Source organism: Streptomyces sp. NBC_00223 (assembly GCF_036199905.1).
In the GTDB taxonomy this organism is placed as follows: Bacteria; Actinomycetota; Actinomycetes; order Streptomycetales; family Streptomycetaceae; genus Actinacidiphila.
The window spans coordinates 6,873,705-6,893,831 of the sequence record NZ_CP108109.1 but is presented as its reverse complement, the minus strand read 5'-3'; the positions used below and the strand labels follow the sequence as shown (position 1 = coordinate 6,893,831).

The following is a 20,127-nucleotide window of genomic DNA, read 5'->3' as shown; positions in this document are numbered from 1 at the left end:
TACGGGCGCTCACTGGGCCAGCTCCGCGATGTACGGGCGGCCCTCGCGCCAGGCGGCGACCTGCTCCGGGCGGCCGAAGACCTGGAGGTACTCCTCGACGCTGCCGGATGCCTGCTCCCAGATCGAGACCGGCTCGAAGTCCGAGTCGTCGGGGTCGGCGAACGGCGGCAGCGGCTCGACCACGCTGTCCAGGGTGGGGTAGAGGAAGACCGCGGAGGACCGGCGGGTCACCGTGCCGCCGGAGACCACCCGGTGCCGGCCCGGACGCAGCCGTCCCTCGGTCCAGTTGGTGAGCAGCGACCCGGTGAAGACCTGGAGTGCGCCGGGCAGGATCGGCACGGACTGCCAGCTGCCGTCCGGGCGTTGGCCCTGGAGTCCGGCGTAGTCGCCCTCCTGGTGCAGGACGGTGACCACGGAGCCGTCGGCGTGTTCGAGCAGCAGCAGCTTCTCGTCGTCGGCCGCGGTGTCGGTGTGGGTCCAGGTCGGGTAGTCGTTGACGACGAAGGTGGAGTAACCGTCCTCGTCCACCGGGAAGGTGTCGTCCGGGACGCCCAGCACCCGTGCGTACAGCGCCAGTACGCGGCGGCCGACGGCGGCCACGGCGTCGCGGTAGCGGAACGCGGCCGCACGCAGGGCCGGTTCCTGCTCGGGCCAGACGTTGACGTGGGCGAAGAGCTGGGCCTGCTCGGCGGTGAGTCCGGCGGCGAGGGCGTCCTCGGGGTTGTCGTACTGGCCGATGTTGATGCGTTCCAGCTCCAGCCGGCCGAAGTCGTCGGGCCACTGGCGCCAGCCGCGGGAGGGGTGGCCGGTGGGGCTGGCCAGCTGCTCCTTCTCGGCGCGCGGCAGGGCGAGCACCCGGCCGACCGTGGTGTGGAACTCGTCGATCACCTCCTGCGGCACACCGTGGTTGACGACCTGGATGATGCCGATCTGCTCGGCGGCCGCGCGTACGGCGGCGAGCAGTTCTTCGGGGGCGTCGTCGGCAAGCGCGGCTTGCAGGTCGACGACGGGGATGTCTACGGACACGGTGATCTCCTTGTTGCGAGGGGCGGGCCGGTGCTTTCGGTGGGGTGGACGGTGGGAACGCGCGCTGGGCGCGGGGCCGTTGGGCGCGGTGGGTCGCCGGGCTCGGTCTCGGAGGCCGGCCGGTCAGGGGAGCAGGTCGCGCAGCAGGGCGGCGAGGGCGGCGGGACCCGGCTCCACGGTGACGGTCTCGCCGTCCTTCACCTCGGCGGTGAACCGGTCGGCGGCCGTGTCGTCGAGCGGACCGCCGGCCGTACGGACGAGCAACGGCGCCGGCAGGGCGGCCAGTCGCTCCCACAGGGTCTCGTCGTCCAGCGTGGCGGGCGCGTTGTCCGGCAGGTCGCCCAGCCGGTGCCGCCAGGCCCACCGGCCGTCCGGCCCCTGGACGGTCTCCTGCCGGACCGTACGGTCGTCCGCCGCGCCGCGGCGCTCGGCCAGCCAGGCGCGGGCCTCCTCGGGGTCGGCGAAGTCCGGGCTGGCGGTGGGCCAGGGGTTGCCGAGCGCGGCGAGCGCGCCGGGCAGCGTGTCGACCAGCACGACGCGGCCGAGCCGGCCCGGTGCCTTGGCGCTCGCGGCCACGGCCGTGAGGGCGCCGAGTCCGGTGCCCACGACGGGAGTTCCGGCCGGGGCGAAGGAGTGCGCGGCCTCGACGAAGGAACCGGCGAGCCGCCGGGGGCGGTAGTCGCCGCGCTGGCGGGCGCTGGACCTGCCGTGTCCCGGCAGGTCCACGGCGACGGCCGGGCGGCCGAGTTCGAGCAGGACGGCGTCCCAGGCGCGGGCGCTCGACCCGGCGTCGTGCAGCAGCAGTACGCCGGGGGTGTCGGCGTGCCAGAACACGCCGCTGACATGGCCGCCCGCGGTGACATTGAGCCAGCGGCGCTGGATCACCGGCGGGGTGAAGTCCGCGGGCCGGCCGTCGAGGAGGTCGGCGAATTCCTGGGCCGGGGTTGCGGCCGGGGTGGCGGCGAGGGGCTGGGTCACAGGGCGCTCCCGTGGTCTGGTCGGACGGTGGAGGGGGTGGTCGTCGGCGGTCAGGGGAGGGGGTCGGGTACGGCGGCGGTCGGGACCTCGGTCGGGGTCGGGGTCGCGGCCGTTGTCGGGACCTCTGTCGGCGCACGCCACACCGGCAGCGCGTCGACGTCGAGGTGGCAGTGGACGACATGGCCGGGCCCGACCGTGCGCGGCGGCGGGACCTCCCGGTCGCACAGCCCGTCGATCCGGCGCGGGCAGCGGTCGGCGAAGCGGCAGCCGGCCCCGGCGCGTACCGGACCCGCCGGCCGCGGGGCCGTGTCGACCGGGCCCATGGCCCGCGAGGCGGCCGCCACCAGCACGGCGGTGTAGGGGTGCGAGGGCCCGTGCAGGACATCGGCGGCCGGGCCGTTCTCGACGACCGCGCCCCGGTACATGACCGCGATCCGGTCCGCGAGGTAGCCGACGACGGCCAGGTCGTGCGAAATGAAGAGGTACGACGTGCCGGTACGGTCGCGCTGCTCGGCCAGCAGCTCCACGACCCCGGCCTGCACGCTCGCGTCCAGGGAGGACACGGGCTCGTCGCAGACCACGAGGTCGGGCGACCCGGCGAAGCTGCGGGCGATGGCGACCCGCTGCTTCTGCCCGCCGGAGAGCCGGTCCGGCCTGCGGTCGAGCAGATCGGGGTCGATCCGGGTGCGCTCGGTGAGCCGGTCCAGCGCGCCGGGGCCCTCCGGACCCGCCAGCGTGGCCAGCGCCCGGGTCAGCACCGTGCGTACGGTGTGGCTGGGGTTCAAGGTGGCGTCCGGGTTCTGGAACACCATCTGGATACGCCGACGGTCGGCATCGCTCCGCCGGGCCAGCCTGGACGCCAACTTCTTTCCGTGCAGCCGCAGTTCGCCCTTGCCGTCCGGGCCGAGTCCGGCGACCGCGCGGGCCAGCGTGGTCTTGCCGCTGCCGGACTCGCCCACCAGGCCGAGGACTTCACCCTCATGGATCGTCAGGTCGACGTGATCGACAGCCGCGGTGCGGCCGTACGACCGTACGAGGCCGCGCAGTTCGAGCAGCACGGGACGGTCGTCCTGTTCCCGCCTTGCCGGAGTGGTGCCGGGTGACGCGGGGACGGTCGCGCCGCCGGGGCCCGGGTGGAGGCAGCGCACCGAGCGGCCGGGGACGGCGGCCGGGTCGAGCGCGGGTTCGGCGGCCCGGCAGGCGTCCTCGGCGCGCGGGCAGCGCGGGGCGAACGCGCAGCCGGTCCCGGTGGCGCCGGGCCGCGGCAGCCCGCCGGGGATCGGGCGCAGCCGCCGCTCCCCTCGGCTGACGCCGAGCCGCGGTACGGCGGCGAGCAGCGCGGAGGTGTACGGGTGGGCGGGCGTGTCCAGCACCGGCCGAACCGCGCCCACTTCGACCAGCCGCCCGGCGTAGAGGACGCCGACCCGGTCGCACAGCCGCCCGACCAGGCCGAGGTCGTGGCTGACGAAGACCACGGCGGCGCGCAGTTCACCGCGCAACTCGGCCAGCAGGGAGAGGACTTCGTGCTCCACGGAGGCGTCGAGGCCGGTGGTGGGCTCGTCCAGGACGAGCAGCCGGGGTTCGACGGCCAGTGCGGCGGCGATCCCGACGCGCTGCTGCTGGCCGCCGGAGAGTTCGTGCGGGTAGCGGCGTACGAGGGTGTGCGGGTCCGGCAGGCGTACCTGGCGGAGGAGTTCGAGGGTGCGGGCCGACGCCTGGGCTCGGGTCAGGCCGCGCAGCCGCAGGATCTCGTCGAGCTGGGCGCCGATCCGCATGGTCGGGTCGAGCGAACCGGCCGCGTCCTGGTGGACGAAGGCCAGCCGGCCGGCCCGCCAGCGCCGCAACTCACCCGCGCCGAGGGCGAGTACGTCGGTGCCGTCGAGCCGTACCTCGCCGCCGAGCACATGGCCGCCGGGGGCGAGGTGCCGCGCGAGGGCGTACGCCAGGGTGGACTTGCCGCAGCCCGACTCGCCGACCAGCCCGAAGATCTCGCCGGGCGCGACGGAGAAGCTCACGTCGTGCAGCACCTGCGCGGCGCCGCCTGGCCCGTCGTACGCGACGCCCAGCCCATTGACCCGCAGTCCCGCCGTGTCCGGGCCACCGGGGTACGCGTCGGCGACAGACGGGCCGCCGGGGACCGGCGCGACACGGCCCGAGGACCCGCGAAGGCCGGGACCGCCGGTGACCGGCTCACCCGCGTGCGGCGTGGCGGCGGCAGACAGCGGCCCCGCGGCCGAACCGCCGGAGGCGGGTTCTCCCGGCCCCGGGACAGGAGGCACGCGCGTGCCCACGACGGACGGTTCGTCCGTGGCTGCGGCGCCCGCACCCGCGGACTCCGGGCCGGCGACGGCCGGGCCGTGGGGGCTCTGGTCGTCCGCGCCCCCGGCGGGGGCCACACGCAGGCTCATCGCGTCGCGTCCTTTCCGTTTCTGAGGGTGTCCGCGACCAGCGCCACGCCCACCACCAGCGAGGCGATGGCGAGCGCGGGCGACAGCACCGTCCAGGGCGCGTTCTGCAGCCAGATCCGGTTGTCGGAGATCGACGCGCCCCACTCGGGCGAGCCGGGCGGCTGCCCGAGCCCGAGGAAGGAGAGCGTGGCCGCCGCGAACACCGCGTTGCCCAGCCGCGAGGTGGCCTCGACCAGCACGGTGGCCCGCACATTGGGCAGGAGTTCGCGCAGCAGCAGCGACCAGCCGGGCTCACCGCGCAGCCGGGCCGCGGCCACGTACGGCTTCTCGCGCTCGACCAGCACCGCCGCCCGTACGCTGCGGGCCACCAGCGGTACGAAGGCCGCCGCGATGACCAGCAGCAGCACCAGCACCGAGTGGCCGAGCAGCGCCACGAAGAGCACGGCGGCGATGACCGCGGGGAAGACCGCGACCGCGTCCACCAGCCGCATCACGACCTCGTCGAGCCAGCCGCCGCGCGCCCCCGTGACCAGGCCGACCGCCGTGCCGACGACGATCGCGAGCGCGGTGGCGGCGGGCGCGACCTCCATCACCGGCCGTGAACCGGCCAGCATCCGGGAGAAGACGTCGCGCCCGAACTGGTCCGTGCCCAGCCAGTGCGCGCCGCTCGGCCCGAGGAAGCGGTCGTGCGGCACCTGTGTGTCGGGGGCGTACGGCACCAGGTGCGGCCACAGCAGCGCCACCACCGCCCAGGCGGCGACCACGGCCGCGCCCGTGAGCAGCGTCAGCGGCGGCCGCGACCGGACCCGGGAGAGCGGCGCGGGAGCCGTGACCGCGGTCATGCCGTCTCCCCCAGCCGGACCCGGGGGTCGAGCAGCCGGTAGACCAGATCCGCCAGCAGCACCACCAGCATGTAGAGCACCCCGAGCACCATCGCCGTGGCCTGGAGCGTCGGCAGATCCTTGTCGACGGCCGCCTGGAGCAACAGGGCGCCGATTCCGGGGTAGTTGAAGAGCAGTTCCACCACGACGATCCCGCCGAGCAGATACTGCAACTGCACCCCGAGCGCGCTGGTGGCGGGCACGACCGCGTTGCGCAGCACATGCCGGAGCACGATCCGCGGACTACTGAAGCCGCGCAGCCGGGCGGCCCGCACCTGGGCGCTGCCCAGGACGGCGATGGTGCCCGCCCGTACATGCCGGGACACGTACCCCAGGCAGACCAGGACGAGTGCGGCCGTCGGCAGCGCGAAGTGCCGCAGCGTCTGCCAGGTGCCGCCCGCGCCGGGGTCGGTCTGCGCGGAGGCCGGCAGCCAGTGCAGCCGTACGGAGAACACCAGCAGCAGCACGATCCCGGTGACGAACTCCGGTGTCGCGCCCAGCGCCAGGCCCGCGGTGCTGATCAGCCGGTCCAGCGGCCGGTCGTGGCTGAGCCCGGCGAGCACCCCGAGCCCGAGCGCGACCGGGACCAGCACCGCGAACGCGGTCAGCGCCAGCGGCAGCGAGTGCCCGAGCCGGTCGAGCAGCAGCCCGCGCACCGGGGTGTGCAGCGTGTACGACGTGCCCCAGTCGCCGGTCACGAAGTGGCCGAGCCACCGCGCGTACTGGCTCAGCAGCGGCCGGTCCAGGCCGAGTTGGTGGTCGAGCAGGCGTACGGACGCGTCGCTGGCCTCCCGGCCGAGCACCACCCGGCCGACGTCGCCGGGCAGGATCTGGGTGGCGGCGAAGACCAGGAAGGACAGCGCGAACAGGGTCACCGGGACGGCCGCGAGTCTGCGCAGCAGGAAGTGCCTCATCGGGTGCCTCCGGTCAGACCTGGGAGACCGAGCTGAAGTCCACGAACTGGCTGGGGTGGGCCTGGACGCCGGTGAACTTCCGGCTGTCGTAGGCCCGTACGGCGCCGGTCCAGTAACTGACGACGATCGGCACGTCCTCGTGCAGCGCCTTGGCGATGATCTCGGCCTGGGCGCGGCGCTCGGCGTCGGTGGTCGCGGCGTCGTAGGCGTCGGCGGCCGCGTCCAGGGCCTTGTTGGCGTACTTCGAGCCGTTCCAGACACCGCCGCTCTTGACCATGGGCGTGATGAACTGGCTCGGCACCGGGCGGCCGGCCCAGCCGACGAGGTTGGCGGTGGTGAACAGCCAGGGGGTGTCCTTGGCCTGGTCGCCGCCGTAGAAGTCGTTGGAGGAGCGCTGGTCCAGGTCGACGGTGATGCTGGCCTGCTTGAGCTGGCTCTGGATCGCCACCGCGTAGTCCTTGGACGGCGGTTCGAAGGTGAGGGTGAAGCGCAGTTCGCTCACGCCCGCGGCCTTGAGCAGTTCGGTGACCTTGGCACGGTCCAGGGCGCGCTGCTCGATGTCCTTGGGCGCGGCGGAGAACAGCGGCGCCAGCAGGTGGTCGTTGCCGAGGTCGCCGATGCCCGCGCCGACGCCCTCGCGCAGGGCGGGCCGGTCCAGTGCGTACGCGACGGCCTGCCGTACCTCCTTGCGGTCGAAGGGCGCCCGGTCGACCCGCAGGGTCAGTACGGTGACGCCGGTCCCCTTGACCTGGTCGACGGCGATGCCCCCGGCCGCGGCGAGCGGCTGCACCAGGGCGGCCCGGCTGAGGAGTTGGACGTCGATGCCGCCGCTCTGGAGCGCGACCAGATCGGCCTGGTCGTCGGCGTAGAAGGAGACGTTCACGCCGTCGAGGTAGGGCTTGGGGGCGTCCCAGTAGGTGGGGTTGCGGGTGAAGGTGGCGCCGGTGGAGACGTTGTAGCTCTTGAGCAGGAAGGGGCCGGTGCCGATGGCCTTCTCGGTGAAGTCACCGGCGTAGTCCTGCTTGAGGATCACCGCGTTGTAGTTGCCCGCCGAGACCAGGTAGGGGAAGTCGGAGAAGGGGCGCTTGAGGGTGAAAACGACGGTGGAGGGGTCGGGGGCGGCGACTCCGCCCTGTTCCAGGACGGTCGAGAAGGCCGACAGCGCCGAGGACTTGTTCTTCGGGTCGAGCAGCCGGTCGAAACTCGCCTTCACCGCCGCGGAGTCCAGCGCGGTGCCGTCGGAGAAGGTGACGCCCTGGCGCAGGGTGAAGGTCCACACCGTGCCCTCGGTGTCGGACTTCCAGGAGGTGGCCAGCTTCGGTACCAGCGTGAAGTCCTTGTCCAGCCAGACCAGATACTCCGTGACCAGCTGGATCAGGGCGATCGCGGTGCCGTCGTAGGCGGTGACCGGGTCGACGGCGGTGGGCGGCGGGGGCGAGCCCGCGCGCAGGGTGCCGCCGCGTCTGACCGGGCCGGTGCTGTTCTTGCCCGAGGGTCTGTCCGCGGGCGCGCCCGACGTACCCGATCCGCAGGCGGCGAGCAGGGCGGCGAGCGCGCTGCCGGCGCCCGCGGTGAGCAGGCCGCGGCGGGAGAGGTGCGGCAGGGCGTCCTGCCAGCGCTGGGGGCCGGCGGCGGGGTCGGTGGTCTGTGGCATGAGGGTCTCCGGGGTGGGCGGGCCGGCCCGGCGGCCCGATACAGGGCGCGGGCACGGGAGTCGGGGGCCGCGTACGGCGCGGCGGGGCGCCCGGGCGGGGCGGCGCGGGGCGGTGAGGAGGGCGTACGGGAGGTGAGGCGGCCGCGACGGCGTGCCGTGGGGGCGGCCCTCGGTTCAGTGGGACGCGACGGCCGGGAACGGGCGTCGGTTCACCGGAACGGGCGGCTCAGGAGCAGCGGGTGGCTTCGGAGCACGGTGGCTCGGCGCACGGTCGGCTCAGGAGGGAGGACAGCTCAGAAGCGCGGACACACGCTCGCACCGACGCGCTGAAGGTCCACGTGGAGCCTCCGGGTCAGTGCAGTGGTCCTGGTCACGGGTTCATTCAAACAGCGGACCGGGTGGCCCACAACGGCCGAGGTGTTTCAGATTCGAGACGGAACGCCGCGGTGTGCCGTACGGCTCCCGTACGCTGGGCCCGTGCCAGCCGCCGTCGCGAGCCGCCCGTGTGTCACCGCCCTGTGTTGTCGCCTTCGAGGCGAGGAACGGACAGGACGGCGTCATCGCGCGGGGCACGGGAGCGGTCGGACATGCGGTCGGAACACACCATCACGCAGGTGGCCCCCTCGGGGCCGTACGACGGGCGGCCGGGGGCCGGCGAAGGCCCTCCGGTGGCGCGGGACAGCGGGCCGCCCGCGCGTCAACCGGTCGTCACCGTCGAGGAGTTGCTGCGCCGGGCGCGGGCGCGGCTGATCCGGCTGACCCCCGAGCAGGCCGCGTGCGAGCAGGCCGAGGGGGCGCTGCTGGTGGACATCCGCTCGGAGATGCTGCGCCGCGCCCACGGCGAGATTCCCGGCTCGCTGGTCCTGGAGCGCAATGTGCTGGAGTGGCGGCTCGATCCGCTCAGCGACTCGCGGATCGAGGAGGCCGTCGACCACGCGCTGCGGGTGGTGCTGATCTGCCCGCAGGGCTACATGTCCAGCCTGGCCGCCGCCACACTGCACGAGCTGGGCCTGTCCCGGGCGACCGATGTGATCGGCGGCTTCGAGGCGTGGGCGGCGGCGGGGCTGCCGGTCGTTCCCGGGCCGACCATGCCCGGGTCGTACGCCGCCGCGTCGCCGTCCGTGTTCAGCCTCGACCCGGCGCGGCAGCGGCTGCTGGTGGACGGCTCCCCGGTGCCGCTGACCCGGCTGGAGTTCCGGCTGATCAGCGAACTCCTGCGGAGCAACGGGCGGGTGGTGAGCCGCGAGGAGCTGCGCGCGAGCATCGGCGACTGGTCGGGCAGCCGCAGCCGGTCGGTGGACCTCCACGTCCACCGCATCCGCCGCAAGCTCGAACCGCACGCGGCGACCCTCCTCACCACGGAACGCGGCGTAGGCTTCCGCCTCCGCGCCCGCCCGGCCTGAGGCCCGGTCCCGCTCAGGGCGCCGGGGGCGGCGAAGCGCCGGCGGGAAGCCGTCCGGCAGCCGCTTGACCGCTCCGAAGTCGAATACGGCCGGCCGCCCGTCGGCCGGCACACGGAAGGTGCCCGGGTGCGGGTCGGCGTGCAGACGGCCCGCGCGGGCGGGGCCGGAGAAGAGGAAGCGGGCGTGGCGCGGGCCGACCGCGTCCCGGGGTTCGGACAGTGCCGGGCCCGGCGGTGCGCGTCGGCACGGCCGACGGGTTCGCGATACTTTTCGCAACCGGCGGTACGACGGGTGCGGCCGGAAGGCGGAAGGCACGGCGGACGATGACGGAGGACGGACGGCGGGAGACGGCCGCGGACGGACGGCGAGACGCGGCGGCGGACGGGACGGAGGACGCGCGCGAGCCCGTCGGGGCCGGGGGCGCGCACGAACCCGGGCCCGGCCGCACCACGCTGGCCGAGGTCGCCCGCCAGGCCGGTGTCTCCGTCTCCACCGTGTCCAAAGTGCTCCACGAGCGCTCCGACGTCGCCTCCCGCACCCGCGCCAAGGTGCAGCGCCTGCTGGCGCAGCACGGCTATCTCGCCCGCAGCCGCCCCGCGCCCAACGCCCTCGCGCCCGGCGGTCTGATCGACTTCGTCGTCAACGAACTCGGCAGCCCCTGGGGGGTCGAGCTGGTCCGGGGCGCCGAAGAGGCCCTGCACGCGGTCGGGATGGGCCTGGTGGTCTCGGCGACACAGGGCCGCGGCCGGTCCGCGCGGCAGTGGCTGGACTCGCTGGCGACCCGCCGTACCCGGGGCGCGATCCTGGTCGTCCCCGGGCTGTCCGAAGGGGAACTGGCCCAACTGCGGCGGCTCGGCATCCCGTTCGCGCTCATCGCGCCCGCCGAGGAGCCGCCGGCGGGAGTGCCGTGGGTGGGGGCCACCAACTGGCCGGGCGGGCTGGCCGCCACCCGTCATCTGATCCGGCTCGGCCACCGCAGGATCGCGGTGATCGGCGGCCCGCCGGACCGGCTGGCCTCCCGCGCCCGGGTGGACGGCTACCGCGCCGCGCTGGAGGAGGCGGGACTGCCCTACGACCCCACGCTCGTCCGCCACGGCGACTTCACCCCCGAGCCCGCCCTGCGGCACGCCCTGGACCTGCTGCGGCTCCCCGAGCCGCCGACGGCCATCTTCGCGGGCAGCGACCAGCAGGCCCTGAGCACCTACCGCGCGGCCGCGACGCTCGGGCTGCGGGTCCCCGACGACCTGAGCGTCGTCGGCTTCGACGACCTGCCCTTCGCGCAGTGGGTCACCCCGCCGCTGACGACCGTACGGACCCCGCTCGCGGACATGGCCGCGCTCGCCGTCCGGATGGTCCTCCAACTCCTCGCCGGGGAGCGGCCGGAGACCACCCGGGCGGAGGTCGCGAGCGAACTGGTCGTACGGGAGAGCAGCGGGCCGCCGCCGGCCACGGGGTGACCTCGGCGGCCCGCCGCCCTGCTCAGGACTGCGGCAGCACCGCGGCGGGGTCCATCCAGAACAGCTCCCAGTGGTGGCCGTCCAGGTCGTAGAAGCTCCGGGTGTACATCGGGCTCTCGTCGACGGTCTCCTTCGCCGTCTCCGCGCCCGCCGCGAGGGCCGCCTCCGCGATCCGGTCGACCTCCGACTTGCTCTCCAGGGCCAGCGCGATGATCGCCTCGGTCGAGGCGGAGGTGTCGGCGACGGCCTTCTTGGTGAAGGTCGAGAAGTACGGCTCGACGAGCAGCATCGCGTAGATCGTGTCGCTGATGACCATGCAGGTCGCGTTCTCGTCGGTGAACTGCTGGTTGAAGGTGTAGCCCAGCGCGGTGAAGAACTCGACCGACCTGTCGAGGTCCTTCACGGGGAGGTTGACGAAGATCATGGTGGACATGCGAGGCCTGCCTCTGTTCGGTGCCGTGTCGTACGGTTCACCGGGGTAGACCGGGGCGCCGCGCGAAACTCATCGCTCCCCGGCCAGCAAAGTGTCGACGACCCGCCCGAAGACCAGCCGGCCCACCCGGGCGGTGAGGCCGTCGAGGGCGCGCGGCACCCACCGCACCCGCAGTTCCTCGCACCACCGCACCCGCGAGCCGTCGCCGTACGGCGCCACGTCGATCTCCGCCCAGCCCGTGACGACCCGGCCGGTCTTCTCCAGCCGGCACCGCCCGCGGCCGTCCCCGGCGATCGGCGGCTGCCACACGGTGACCCGCATCGGGTCGTCGAAGCCCAGGCGGCCGACGCCGGTCCGCGCGACGAACTCCGTACCGACCCCCGACGGCGGCGGCGTCGTCACGGTGATCCGCGTCAACGGCACGGTCGCGGTGTGCCGCTCCCAGGCGGTCATCCGCCGCCACGCCTCCCCGGCGCCCAGCCCGCACTCCCGCACCACCGCATAGGGCGCCATACGGTCACCTTATCGAGCCGGGTCCACCAAATCTCAGCCCGCGCGGCGTTCGAGGGCAGAGTCGATGCAAGGCGACGCGGGTCGGCCAAAACCAAGCCCGCCCGGCGCTTGAGGGCAGAATCAGCCCGGCCGGCGCTTGAGGCCCGAGCCCGCCCGGCGCGTGAGGGCGGAATCAGCCCGCCCGGCGTTCGAGGGCAGCGCCGCCGTGCCCGGCGAAACGTTCCGCTCTACCAAGCGGCCGGCGCGTAGTCCTTGAGGAAGCACCCGTAAAGATCCTCCCCCGCCTCCCCCCGCACAATCGGGTCGTACACCCGCGCCGCCCCGTCCACGAGGTCGAGCGGCGCGTGGAACCCCTCCGCCGCGAGCCGCACCTTGTCCGGGTGCGGCCGCTCGTCCGTGATCCACCCGGTGTCCACCGCGGTCATCAGGATGCCGTCGGTCTCCAGCATCTCCTGCGCGCTGGTGCGCGTGAGCATGTTGAGCGCGGCCTTCGCCATGTTGGTGTGCGGGTGGCCCGGCCCCTTGTAGCCGCGGCTGAACTGCCCCTCCATCGCGGAGACGTTCACCACGTACTTGCGCCGTGCTGCCGCCGCGGCCATCACCGGCCGCAACCGGCTGACCAGCACGAACGGCGCCGTCACATTGCACAGCTGCACTTCGAGCAGTTCGACCGGGTCGACCTCGCCGACCGTCTGCACCCAGGTGTTCGTCGGGTCGAGGTCGGGGACGAGCCCGCCCGCGTCGATCGCCGTACCCGCCTCGATCCTGGCGAGCGAGGCGGAACCGCTGACCAGGGCCAGTTCGGTGACGTCCCGCGCGCTCAGCGCCTCGCCGCGCGGCGAGGGCAGCGCCACCGCCGTCTGCGCCCCGGAGCCGAACGCGCCGAACACCTCGGAGGCGGGCAGCTCGCCCGCCGGCAGCGGCGCCGCCTCGGCCGCGACCAGCTCGCTGTAGGCGCGCGGGGAGCGCCGTACGGTCTGCGCCGCGTTGTTGATGAGGATGTCGAGCGGACCCTGCGCGGCCACCGAGTCGGCCAGCGCGACGACCTGCGCCGGGTCCCGCAGGTCGATGCCGACGATCTTGAGCCGGTGGATCCAGTCGTCGCTGTCCGGCATGGCCTTGAAGCGGCGGATCGCGTCGTTGGGGAAGCGGGTGGTGACCGTGGTGTGCGCGCCGTCACGCAGCAGCCGCAGTGCGATGTACATACCGATCTTCGCGCGGCCGCCGGTGAGCAGCGCCCGCCGCCCGGTGAGGTCGGTACGGGCGTCGCGCCTGGCCCGGTTCTCGGCGGCGCACGGCGGGCACAGCTGGTGGTAGAACGCGTCGACCTCGCGGTAGCGGGTCTTGCAGGTGTAGCAGGACCGGGGCCGCTCCAGGATTCCGGCGATCTCCGTGCTGACGGAGGTGGTGAGCTGGACGCCGAGGGTCTCGTCGTCGATCCGGTCGGCGGCGCCGGTCGCGGTGGCCTCGGTGACGGCCCGGTCGTTGGCGGTCTTGGCCGCCCGGCGCTCCTGCCGGCGGCGCTGCTTGACCATGCGGTAGACGCCGGCGGTGGCCCGCCGTACGGCGATGGCGTCGGGGTGGTCGACCGGCAGCTCGTCCAGCTCGGCGAGCACGGCCAGGCAGATCTCCATCCGGCCGGGGTCGATCCCGGGCCCGAGGTCCCCTTCGGGGCCGGAATCCGGCCCGGGGTGGTGAAGGTCCTGCGCTGTCGCCGTCATCCCGCCGCTGCTCTCCGTGTCGCGCCCGGTCCGTTCCGGCCCGGCCTGGTCTTGGGGGGAACTTTACGTTTGAACAGCGGACAGCTCCAAATGACCGCCGGGCGTCAGCAAAGGCGGACGTCCGGCTGCGGCGCCGGTTACCCTCGGGGCGTTTCCGCGATCTTTGGAGGTCCCGTTGAGCAGCGCCGATCCGCTCGCCGTCCCGCACGACGCGCCCTTCGGGGTGCGCAATCTGCCGTACGGCCTGTTCAGTACGGCCGCCGGCTCCCGGCGGCGGCTCGGGGTGGCCTACGGGGACCACGTGCTGGACGCCGGGGCCGCCGCCCTGGCCACCGGCGCGGACGCCGACCTCGCCGCGCTGCTGGCGGCGCCCTCGCTGAACCCGCTGCTCGGCGCGGGCCGCCCGGTGTGGACCCGGGTGCGGGCCGCGCTCACCGCGTGGCTGACCGAGGAGCGGCACCGGGCGGCCGTCACGCCCTGCCTCGTACCGCGCGCGGAGGTGACGCTGCACCTGCCGTTCGAGGTCGCGGACTACGTCGACTTCTACGCCTCCGAGCACCACGCGACGAACGTCGGCCGGATCTTCCGCCCGGACGACGAGCCGCTCACGCCGAACTGGCGGCACCTGCCGATCGGCTACCACGGCCGCGCGGGCACCGTCGTGGTGTCCGGCACCCCGGTGGTCCGCCCCTGCGGCCAGCGCAAGGCCCCCGCGGACCCGGCCCCCACGTACGGCCCCTCTCTGCGGCTCGACATCGAGGCCGAGCTGGGCTTCGTCGTCGGCACACCCTCGCCGCAGGGCTCCCGGGTCGCGCTCGCGGACGCCGACGACCATGTCTTCGGGGTGTGCCTGCTCAACGACTGGTCGGCGCGCGACCTCCAGGCGTGGGAGTACGTGCCGCTCGGCCCGTTCCTCGGCAAGTCCTTCGCCACCTCGGTCTCCCCCTGGGTGGTGCCGCTGGACGCCCTCGCGCACGCCCGTACCGCGCCGCCGGCCCGTGACCCCGAGCCGCTGCCGTATCTGGACGACCGCGCGGCCCGGCCGCCGTACGGTCTGGACCTCGCGCTGGAGGTGCGGCTCAACGGCCACCTCGTCGCCCGCCCGCCCTTCGCCGCCATGTACTGGACGTACGCGCAGATGCTCGCGCACCTGACGGTGAACGGCGCGAGCCTGCGGACCGGCGACCTCTACGCCTCCGGCACGATCAGCGGTCCCGAGCCGGAGACCAGGGGCGCGCTGATCGAGCTGTCCTGGAACGGTGAGCAGCCGCTCGACCTGCCCGACGGCACCCGGCGGAGCTATCTGGAGGACGGCGACGAGGTGGTGATCACCGCGACGGCCCCGGCGGGCCCGGACGGCGTACGGATCGCGCTCGGCGAGGTCGCGGGCCGGATCGAGGCGGCCCGGCCGTAGCGCCTGGGGTCATGGCTCGCTTCTGGCTGCCTTGCGCAGGGCGCGCAGCCGGTGCATGACGTCGCTGCCGCCGCGCCCGAAGTGGTCGTGCAGCGCCCGGTACTCGCCGTGGAGCACGGAGTACGCCTCGGCGCGCCCGGGGTCGGGGGTGTAGGCGGCCCGGCGGACCCGGCCCATGGCGGCCGAGGCGGTCCGCAGATCGGGATGGGCGCCGGCCGCGACCGCCGCGTGGACGGCGGCGCCGAGGGCCGGGCCCTGCTCGGAGTCGAGGACGTCGACCGGGCGGCCCAGTACGTCGCTGTAGGTCTGCATCAGAAAACGGTTCTTGAGCAGCCCGCCCGCCGCGGTGATCCCGGTGACGGGCACCCCCGCGTGCTCGTACGCCTCCACGATGGTGCGCGTGCCGAAGGCGGTCGCCTCGATCAGCGCCCGGTAGATGTCCTCCGGGCGGGTGTCGAGGGTCAGTCCGACGACCATCCCCGACAGGTGGTGGTCGACCAGGACCGAGCGGTTGCCGCTGTGCCAGTCGAGAGCCAACAGGCCGTGCGCGCCGACGGGTTGGGCGGCGGCCTTCTCGGTGAGCAGTTCGTGCACCGAGATGCCGAGGTCGCGCGCCTGCCGGGCGTAGGACTCGGGTACGGCGGTGCGCGCCGCCCACGCGAAGATGTCGCCCACGCCGCTCTGCCCGGCCTCGTACCCCCACAGCCCCGGCGCGACCCCGTCCCGTACGGCGCCGCACATGCCCGGGACTTCGGCGCGGGCCTCGGAGTTGACGATGTGACAGGTGGAGGTGCCCATGATCGCGAGCAGCCGGCCGGGCTCCAGGGCCTGGGCGGCGGCGCTGGTGACATGGGCGTCGACGTTTCCGGCGGCGACGGGGATGCCGGCGGGCAGGCCGGTCTCGGCGGCGGCGCGGGGGGTCAGGGTGCCGGCGCGGGAGGCGGGGACGGAAAGGGCCCGGCCGGGGGCCAGTTTGGTGGTGAAGTCGGCGAAGTCCGGGTGCAGGGAGGCGAGAAAGGCGGGGCTCGGGTAAGTGCCGTCCTGGTAAAGGCCCTTGTACCCGGCCGCGCACAGATTGCGGCTCTCCGCTCCGGTCAGCTGCCACACGATCCAGTCGCCCGCCTCGATGAAGCGGTCGGCGGCCGCGTAGATCCCGGGGTCCTCCCTGAGCAGTTGGAGCGCCTTGGGGTGCTGCCACTCGCTGGAGACCTTGCCGCCGTAGCGGGCCGGCCAGGGCTCCCCCGTCTCCTCGGCCCGGCGCGCGATCAGGTCCGCCTCGGGCTGGGCGGCGTGGTGGCGCCACAGTTTCGGGTACGCGTGCGGGCGGCCCGCGAACTCGGGCAGTTCGCACAGCGGGGTGCCGTCGGCGGTGGTGGGCAGCACCGTGCAGGACGTGAAGTCGGCGGCGACGCCCACGACTTGCTCCGGCCGCACCCCCGCCTCCCGCAGCGCCTCCGGCACGGCGTGGCGCAGCACCTCGCGCCAGTCCTCGGGGATCTGAAGTGCCCAGTCCGGCGGGAGCGGGCGGCCGGTCGCGGGCAGCGCCTGGTCCACCACGCCGTGCGGGTACGGGTGGACCGCGCTGCCCAGCTCCGTACCGTCCTCGACCGCGACCACCAGGGCGCGGCCGGAGAGCGTGCCGAAGTCGATGCCCACGGTGACGGCGGGGAGGGTGCTGCGTGGCATGGTCACGGTCTCCGTTGACGCGGCGGCTCAGGGCGGTGTGGTGCTGCTGGACTCCCCGCGCCGGGCGCGATCGCACCACCTCGCGCCCAATTCTGCCGTGCGGACCGCGATGACGGGGGTGGGACGGGCGGCGAGCCCGGGCGGGCCGGGGCTTGGCTCTTACGAAGACCGGACGCTTGTTTCGTAAAGAACGCGGAAACTTGCGGCTCAGTCGTCGGCGGCCTTTCACTCACGGAAACAGGCATGCGTCGGGTTTTGTCGGGACACTCCTGCCTCGACACGTCAGCCCCCATGGGGAGTTCGGCGACCCGGCTAGTGCCGAAAGTCTTGACGGCACCTCATGTACGGCCTACGGTTCCCGAAACATTCGTGTGTGCTCCGAATCTTTCGCTCGCGCTCCTGCCCTACCGGACGTTCCCCCCACATCGCACCGCCGCGCACCCGAGAGGGCAGTCCCGGGCCGTGGCGGTGGACCCCGGAAAGGACACCACCGTCATGTCCCGAACGACTTCGACGAGGAGCCCCAGAAGGCTGCTCGCCACACTGCTGATGGGGATCGCACCACTCCTCGCGGCGTTCTTCCTGACCACGACCGCGGCCACGACCGCGCACGCGGCGTCGCTGGTCGAGGTGACCGGCTTCGGCTCCAACCCCACCAGCCTGCGGATGTACGTCTACGTGCCGAGCAGCGCGCCCGCGCACCCGGCGATCCTGGTCGCGGCCCACGGCTGCACGGGCTCCGGCCCCAACTTCTACTCCGGCACGGAGTTCGCCTCCCTCGCCGACCGCTACGGCTTCGTCGTCATCTACCCCTCGGCGACCCGCAGCGGCAGTTGCTGGGACGTGTCCTCCAAGCAGGCGCTCGTACGCAACGGCGGCAGCGACCCGGTCGGCATCATGTCCATGATCACCTACGCCGAACAGCACTACGGCGGCGACTCCGGCCGGGTCTTCGTGACCGGCGCGTCCTCCGGCGCGATGCTGACCAACGTCCTGCTCGGCGACTACCCCGACGTCTTCAAGGCCGGCTCGGCGTTCATGGGCGTGCCCTTCGGCTGCTTCGCCACCACGGACGGCTCCTCGTGGAACAGCGCCTGCGCCAACGGCCAGGTCAGCAAGACCCCCCAGGCGTGGGGCGACCTCGCCCGCGCGGGCGACCCCGGCTACAACGGGTCCCGGCCGCGTATGCAGCTGTGGCACGGCACCGCGGACACCACGCTCTACTACGCCAACTTCGGCGAGGAGATCAAGCAGTGGACCAACGTCCTCGGCGTCAGCCAGACCCCCGTCCTCACTGACACCCCGCAGTCGGGCTGGACCCGTACGCGTTACGGTTCCACCGGCACGCAGGCCCCGGTCGAGGCCATCAGCATCCAGGGCGTCGGGCACGCGCTGCCCACGAACGGGATGGCCGCGCAGGCGATCGCCTTCTTCGGCCTCGACGGCTCGGGCAGCACGACGGGCGGCACGACCACCGGCGGAACCACGACGGGCGGGACCACGACGGGCGGGACGACCACCGGCGGGACCACGACCGGCGGCACGACCAACGGCGGTACGACCGGCGGGAGTACAACTCCGCCGACCGGTGCGGCGTGCTCGGCCGTGTTCGCGGCCGTCAGCACCTGGCAGGGCGGCTACCAGGCCGAGGTGACGGTGAAGAACACCGGAAGCACGGCGCTGACCGGCTGGACCGCGTCGTGGACCCAGCCCGCGGGCCAGACGATCGCCAGCCTGTGGAACGCCGTACAGGGCACGTCCAACGGCCTGACCACGGCCAAGAACGAGGCGTACAACGGTCAGTTGGCCGCCGGCGCGAGCACCACGTTCGGCTACGTGGTCAACGGCGGCACCTCGTCCCCGACCACCCTCCCCATGACCTGCCGGCCCTCCTGACCCTCGCCCCGACGGGGGCGGCGCCCCTGACCCGACGCCGCCCCCACCCTCCGGCCCGGCTCAGGGGGCCGGGGGTGGTGGGGCCTTGTGGACGAAGGCGGACCGCAGGCGGTGGTACGGCGCCGTCGGGTCGAAGAAGGTCCGCCTCATCCGGGCCAACTCCTCCGACCGGTACGCGGCCAGCGGCTTGATCTCCTCGTCCCGCGCCCGCCGCGCCTTCTTGTCCGTGAGGCGCTGATGCGTCGACGGGTCCGCGGCCAGCGCGGTGGCCAGCGCGGCGACACGACCGGCGAACTCCCGGGGCGTACCGGGCACGAGCCGGTCCACCAGGCCGATCCGCTCCGCGGCCACCGCGCTCAGCGGCTCGGCGTCCCGCGTCAGCGCCTCGGCCGTCTCCGCGCCGACCCTGCGGGGCAGGGAGTAGGTCCAGAACTCCGAACCCGGCAGGCCCATGAGCCGGTAGTGGGGGTTGAGGACGACGCCGTCGCGGCACCACACCTCGTCCGCGGCGGCGGCCAGCATCACCCCGCCGGCCGCGGCGTTGCCGCCCAGCGCGGCGACCACGAGCCGGTCGGTGGTGGTGAGGACCGCCTCCACGAGGTCGTCGATCGCCTGGATGTTGGCCCACGACTCGGCCGCCGGGTCGGGGGCGGCCTCGATGACGTTCAGATGGATCCCGTTGGAGAAGAAGTCGCGGACGCCGCCGAGGACGACGACTCCGGTCGGCTGCGCGCAGGCGTACCGGTAGGCGTCCAGCAGCCGCCGGCACCGGTCGGTGCTCATGGCGCCGCCGGGAAAGCCGAACGCGACGAAGCCGACGCCGTCCCGCTCGCGGTAGCGGATGTCGCTGTATGTACGGCGGTCGGCGGGCAGTCGCAGCGGTACGGGAACCTCGGGCACAGGCGGCAGGTCCGCGCCCAGCGCCATCGTGGCCGGCAGGGTGAAGGTGGCCGGGCCGCCGGGGCTCCGCCGCCGCCGGAGCTGCGGAATCCACACCGCCCCGTCCGCCGTCGCCCGGCAGATCGCCTGGGCGCGGGTGGCGATGATCCGGCCCGGCTCCCCGCGCAGCCGGTCCTCCGGGTGGCCCCCGTGGAGATACCACTCCCCTCCGAGCAGGTCGTCGAGCACGCCCGGCTGGGAGTCGGCGGCGCGCAACGCGCACAGCACGCGGGTGGTGGAGTCCGTCCGCCAGTCGATACGGCGGTCGGTCTGCCGGAGGTACGGCCTGGTGCGCGCCGCGAGACTCCGCTGCGAAGCCGGCCGGTACGTACCGGAGGCGAACCGGTCGACCGCGAGCAGGACGGCTTCGAGTGCCGCGTCGGACGCCTCGCCGCGGTAGATGTCGCTCTTGCCCGTCCCCGGTGGGACCGCGAAGGGGACGGCGGCCCAGATGTCTCCCGCGTCCATCTCGGCGTCCGCCTGAAGGACCGTCACACCCCAGGTGTCATGGCCCTCGTGGACGGCCCAGTCGAGTGACGAGGGTCCTCTGTCGCCGGGCGGGCCGGGATGCACGATCAGGCAGGTGAGCCGCGACCACACGTCCTGGGGAACGGCCGTCTTCAGCATGGGGGCGATGACCAGTTCGGGCCCGTGCCTGTCGACCGCGGCGCGGACGGCCTCCTCGTCGCGGACGACCTCAACCGCCGCGAAGTGGCCTCGGTCCCGCAGCTCCGCCCGCACCCGCTGGGTCAGGCTGTTGAAGGCGCTCGCCACGAGAAGAATCCGCACCAAACCTCCAGGGCT

The 20,127-nt window shown here is 73.9% G+C and carries 16 protein-coding genes and 1 pseudogene; 4 read left to right on the top strand and 13 right to left on the bottom strand.

The features are described from left to right. Positions 1 to 9: 9 nt before the first annotated feature. The 7 genes from OHA30_RS29430 to OHA30_RS34105 all read right to left on the bottom strand — a co-directional run bounded on the left by OHA30_RS29430 (position 10) and on the right by OHA30_RS34105 (position 8,235). Positions 10 to 1,026, bottom strand: coding sequence for a 2-oxoglutarate and iron-dependent oxygenase domain-containing protein (locus OHA30_RS29430; RefSeq protein ID WP_328916901.1), 1,017 nt, complete (start codon positions 1,024 to 1,026; stop codon positions 10 to 12). 123 nt (positions 1,027 to 1,149) lie between these two features. Next, a complete protein-coding gene (locus OHA30_RS29425; RefSeq protein WP_328916900.1) occupies positions 1,150 to 2,004 on the bottom strand; it encodes an alpha/beta fold hydrolase in 855 nt (284 codons plus the stop codon). 50 nt (positions 2,005 to 2,054) lie between these two features. Then, positions 2,055 to 4,412, bottom strand: a complete 2,358-nt coding sequence (locus tag OHA30_RS29420) for a dipeptide ABC transporter ATP-binding protein (protein ID WP_328916899.1) — start codon at positions 4,410 to 4,412, stop codon at positions 2,055 to 2,057. Continuing rightward, positions 4,409 to 5,254 (bottom strand): ABC transporter permease, encoded by an 846-nt coding sequence (locus OHA30_RS29415; protein WP_328916898.1) that lies wholly within the window; start codon positions 5,252 to 5,254, stop codon positions 4,409 to 4,411. The genes OHA30_RS29420 and OHA30_RS29415 overlap by 4 nt, the downstream gene beginning before the upstream one ends. Beyond that, positions 5,251 to 6,207 (bottom strand): ABC transporter permease, encoded by a 957-nt coding sequence (locus tag OHA30_RS29410; protein ID WP_328916897.1) that lies wholly within the window; start codon positions 6,205 to 6,207, stop codon positions 5,251 to 5,253. The genes OHA30_RS29415 and OHA30_RS29410 overlap by 4 nt, the downstream gene beginning before the upstream one ends. A gap of 13 nt (positions 6,208 to 6,220) precedes the next feature. Beyond that, a complete protein-coding gene (locus OHA30_RS29405; RefSeq protein ID WP_328916896.1) occupies positions 6,221 to 7,861 on the bottom strand; it encodes an ABC transporter substrate-binding protein in 1,641 nt (546 codons plus the stop codon). Positions 7,862 to 8,154: 293 nt separating this feature from the next. Beyond that, positions 8,155 to 8,235, bottom strand: coding sequence for a putative leader peptide (locus OHA30_RS34105; RefSeq protein WP_443045135.1), 81 nt, complete (start codon positions 8,233 to 8,235; stop codon positions 8,155 to 8,157). Between the two features lie 213 nt (positions 8,236 to 8,448). On the opposite strand from OHA30_RS34105, the gene OHA30_RS29400 reads away from it, so the two are divergent. Further along, on the top strand, positions 8,449 to 9,264 hold the full coding sequence (locus tag OHA30_RS29400) for a winged helix-turn-helix domain-containing protein (protein ID WP_328916895.1): 816 nt from the start codon (positions 8,449 to 8,451) through the stop codon (positions 9,262 to 9,264). 57 nt (positions 9,265 to 9,321) lie between these two features. Here OHA30_RS29400 and OHA30_RS29395 read toward each other — a convergent pair. Further along, positions 9,322 to 9,579 (bottom strand): annotated as a pseudogene (locus OHA30_RS29395) (AarF/UbiB family protein); the annotation flags it as partial. A gap of 8 nt (positions 9,580 to 9,587) precedes the next feature. Here OHA30_RS29395 and OHA30_RS29390 point away from each other — a divergent pair. Further along, the gene (locus OHA30_RS29390; protein ID WP_328916894.1) at positions 9,588 to 10,721 is read left to right on the top strand and encodes a LacI family DNA-binding transcriptional regulator; all 1,134 of its coding nucleotides are present in this window, start codon (positions 9,588 to 9,590) and stop codon (positions 10,719 to 10,721) included. A 22-nt stretch (positions 10,722 to 10,743) separates the two neighbouring features. Here the strand turns inward: OHA30_RS29390 and OHA30_RS29385 are convergent, their stop codons facing one another. From OHA30_RS29385 to OHA30_RS29375, 3 genes are all read right to left on the bottom strand, one after another. Then, positions 10,744 to 11,154 carry a VOC family protein gene (locus OHA30_RS29385; RefSeq protein ID WP_328916893.1) on the bottom strand — a complete coding sequence of 137 codons (411 nt, stop codon included), beginning with the start codon at positions 11,152 to 11,154 and terminating at the stop codon, positions 10,744 to 10,746. 69 nt (positions 11,155 to 11,223) lie between these two features. Continuing rightward, a complete protein-coding gene (locus tag OHA30_RS29380) occupies positions 11,224 to 11,667 on the bottom strand; it encodes an SRPBCC family protein (protein WP_328916892.1) in 444 nt (147 codons plus the stop codon). Between the two features lie 227 nt (positions 11,668 to 11,894). Next, positions 11,895 to 13,388, bottom strand: coding sequence for an SDR family NAD(P)-dependent oxidoreductase (locus OHA30_RS29375; RefSeq protein ID WP_405785066.1), 1,494 nt, complete (start codon positions 13,386 to 13,388; stop codon positions 11,895 to 11,897). 175 nt (positions 13,389 to 13,563) lie between these two features. On the opposite strand from OHA30_RS29375, the gene fahA reads away from it, so the two are divergent. Then, positions 13,564 to 14,802, top strand: coding sequence for a fumarylacetoacetase (gene fahA / locus OHA30_RS29370; RefSeq protein WP_328916891.1), 1,239 nt, complete (start codon positions 13,564 to 13,566; stop codon positions 14,800 to 14,802). 9 nt (positions 14,803 to 14,811) lie between these two features. On the opposite strand, the gene araB is transcribed toward fahA, so the two are convergent. Then, the gene (gene araB / locus OHA30_RS29365) at positions 14,812 to 16,488 is read right to left on the bottom strand and encodes a ribulokinase (RefSeq protein WP_328916890.1); all 1,677 of its coding nucleotides are present in this window, start codon (positions 16,486 to 16,488) and stop codon (positions 14,812 to 14,814) included. Positions 16,489 to 16,983: 495 nt separating this feature from the next. On the opposite strand from araB, the gene OHA30_RS29360 reads away from it, so the two are divergent. Next, positions 16,984 to 18,384 carry an extracellular catalytic domain type 1 short-chain-length polyhydroxyalkanoate depolymerase gene (locus tag OHA30_RS29360; RefSeq protein ID WP_328916889.1) on the top strand — a complete coding sequence of 467 codons (1,401 nt, stop codon included), beginning with the start codon at positions 16,984 to 16,986 and terminating at the stop codon, positions 18,382 to 18,384. Between the two features lie 60 nt (positions 18,385 to 18,444). On the opposite strand, the gene OHA30_RS29355 is transcribed toward OHA30_RS29360, so the two are convergent. Beyond that, entirely contained in the window at positions 18,445 to 20,112 is a 1,668-nt protein-coding gene (locus OHA30_RS29355; RefSeq protein ID WP_328916888.1) for a hydrogenase maturation protein, read from the bottom strand. Positions 20,113 to 20,127 lie beyond the last annotated feature (15 nt).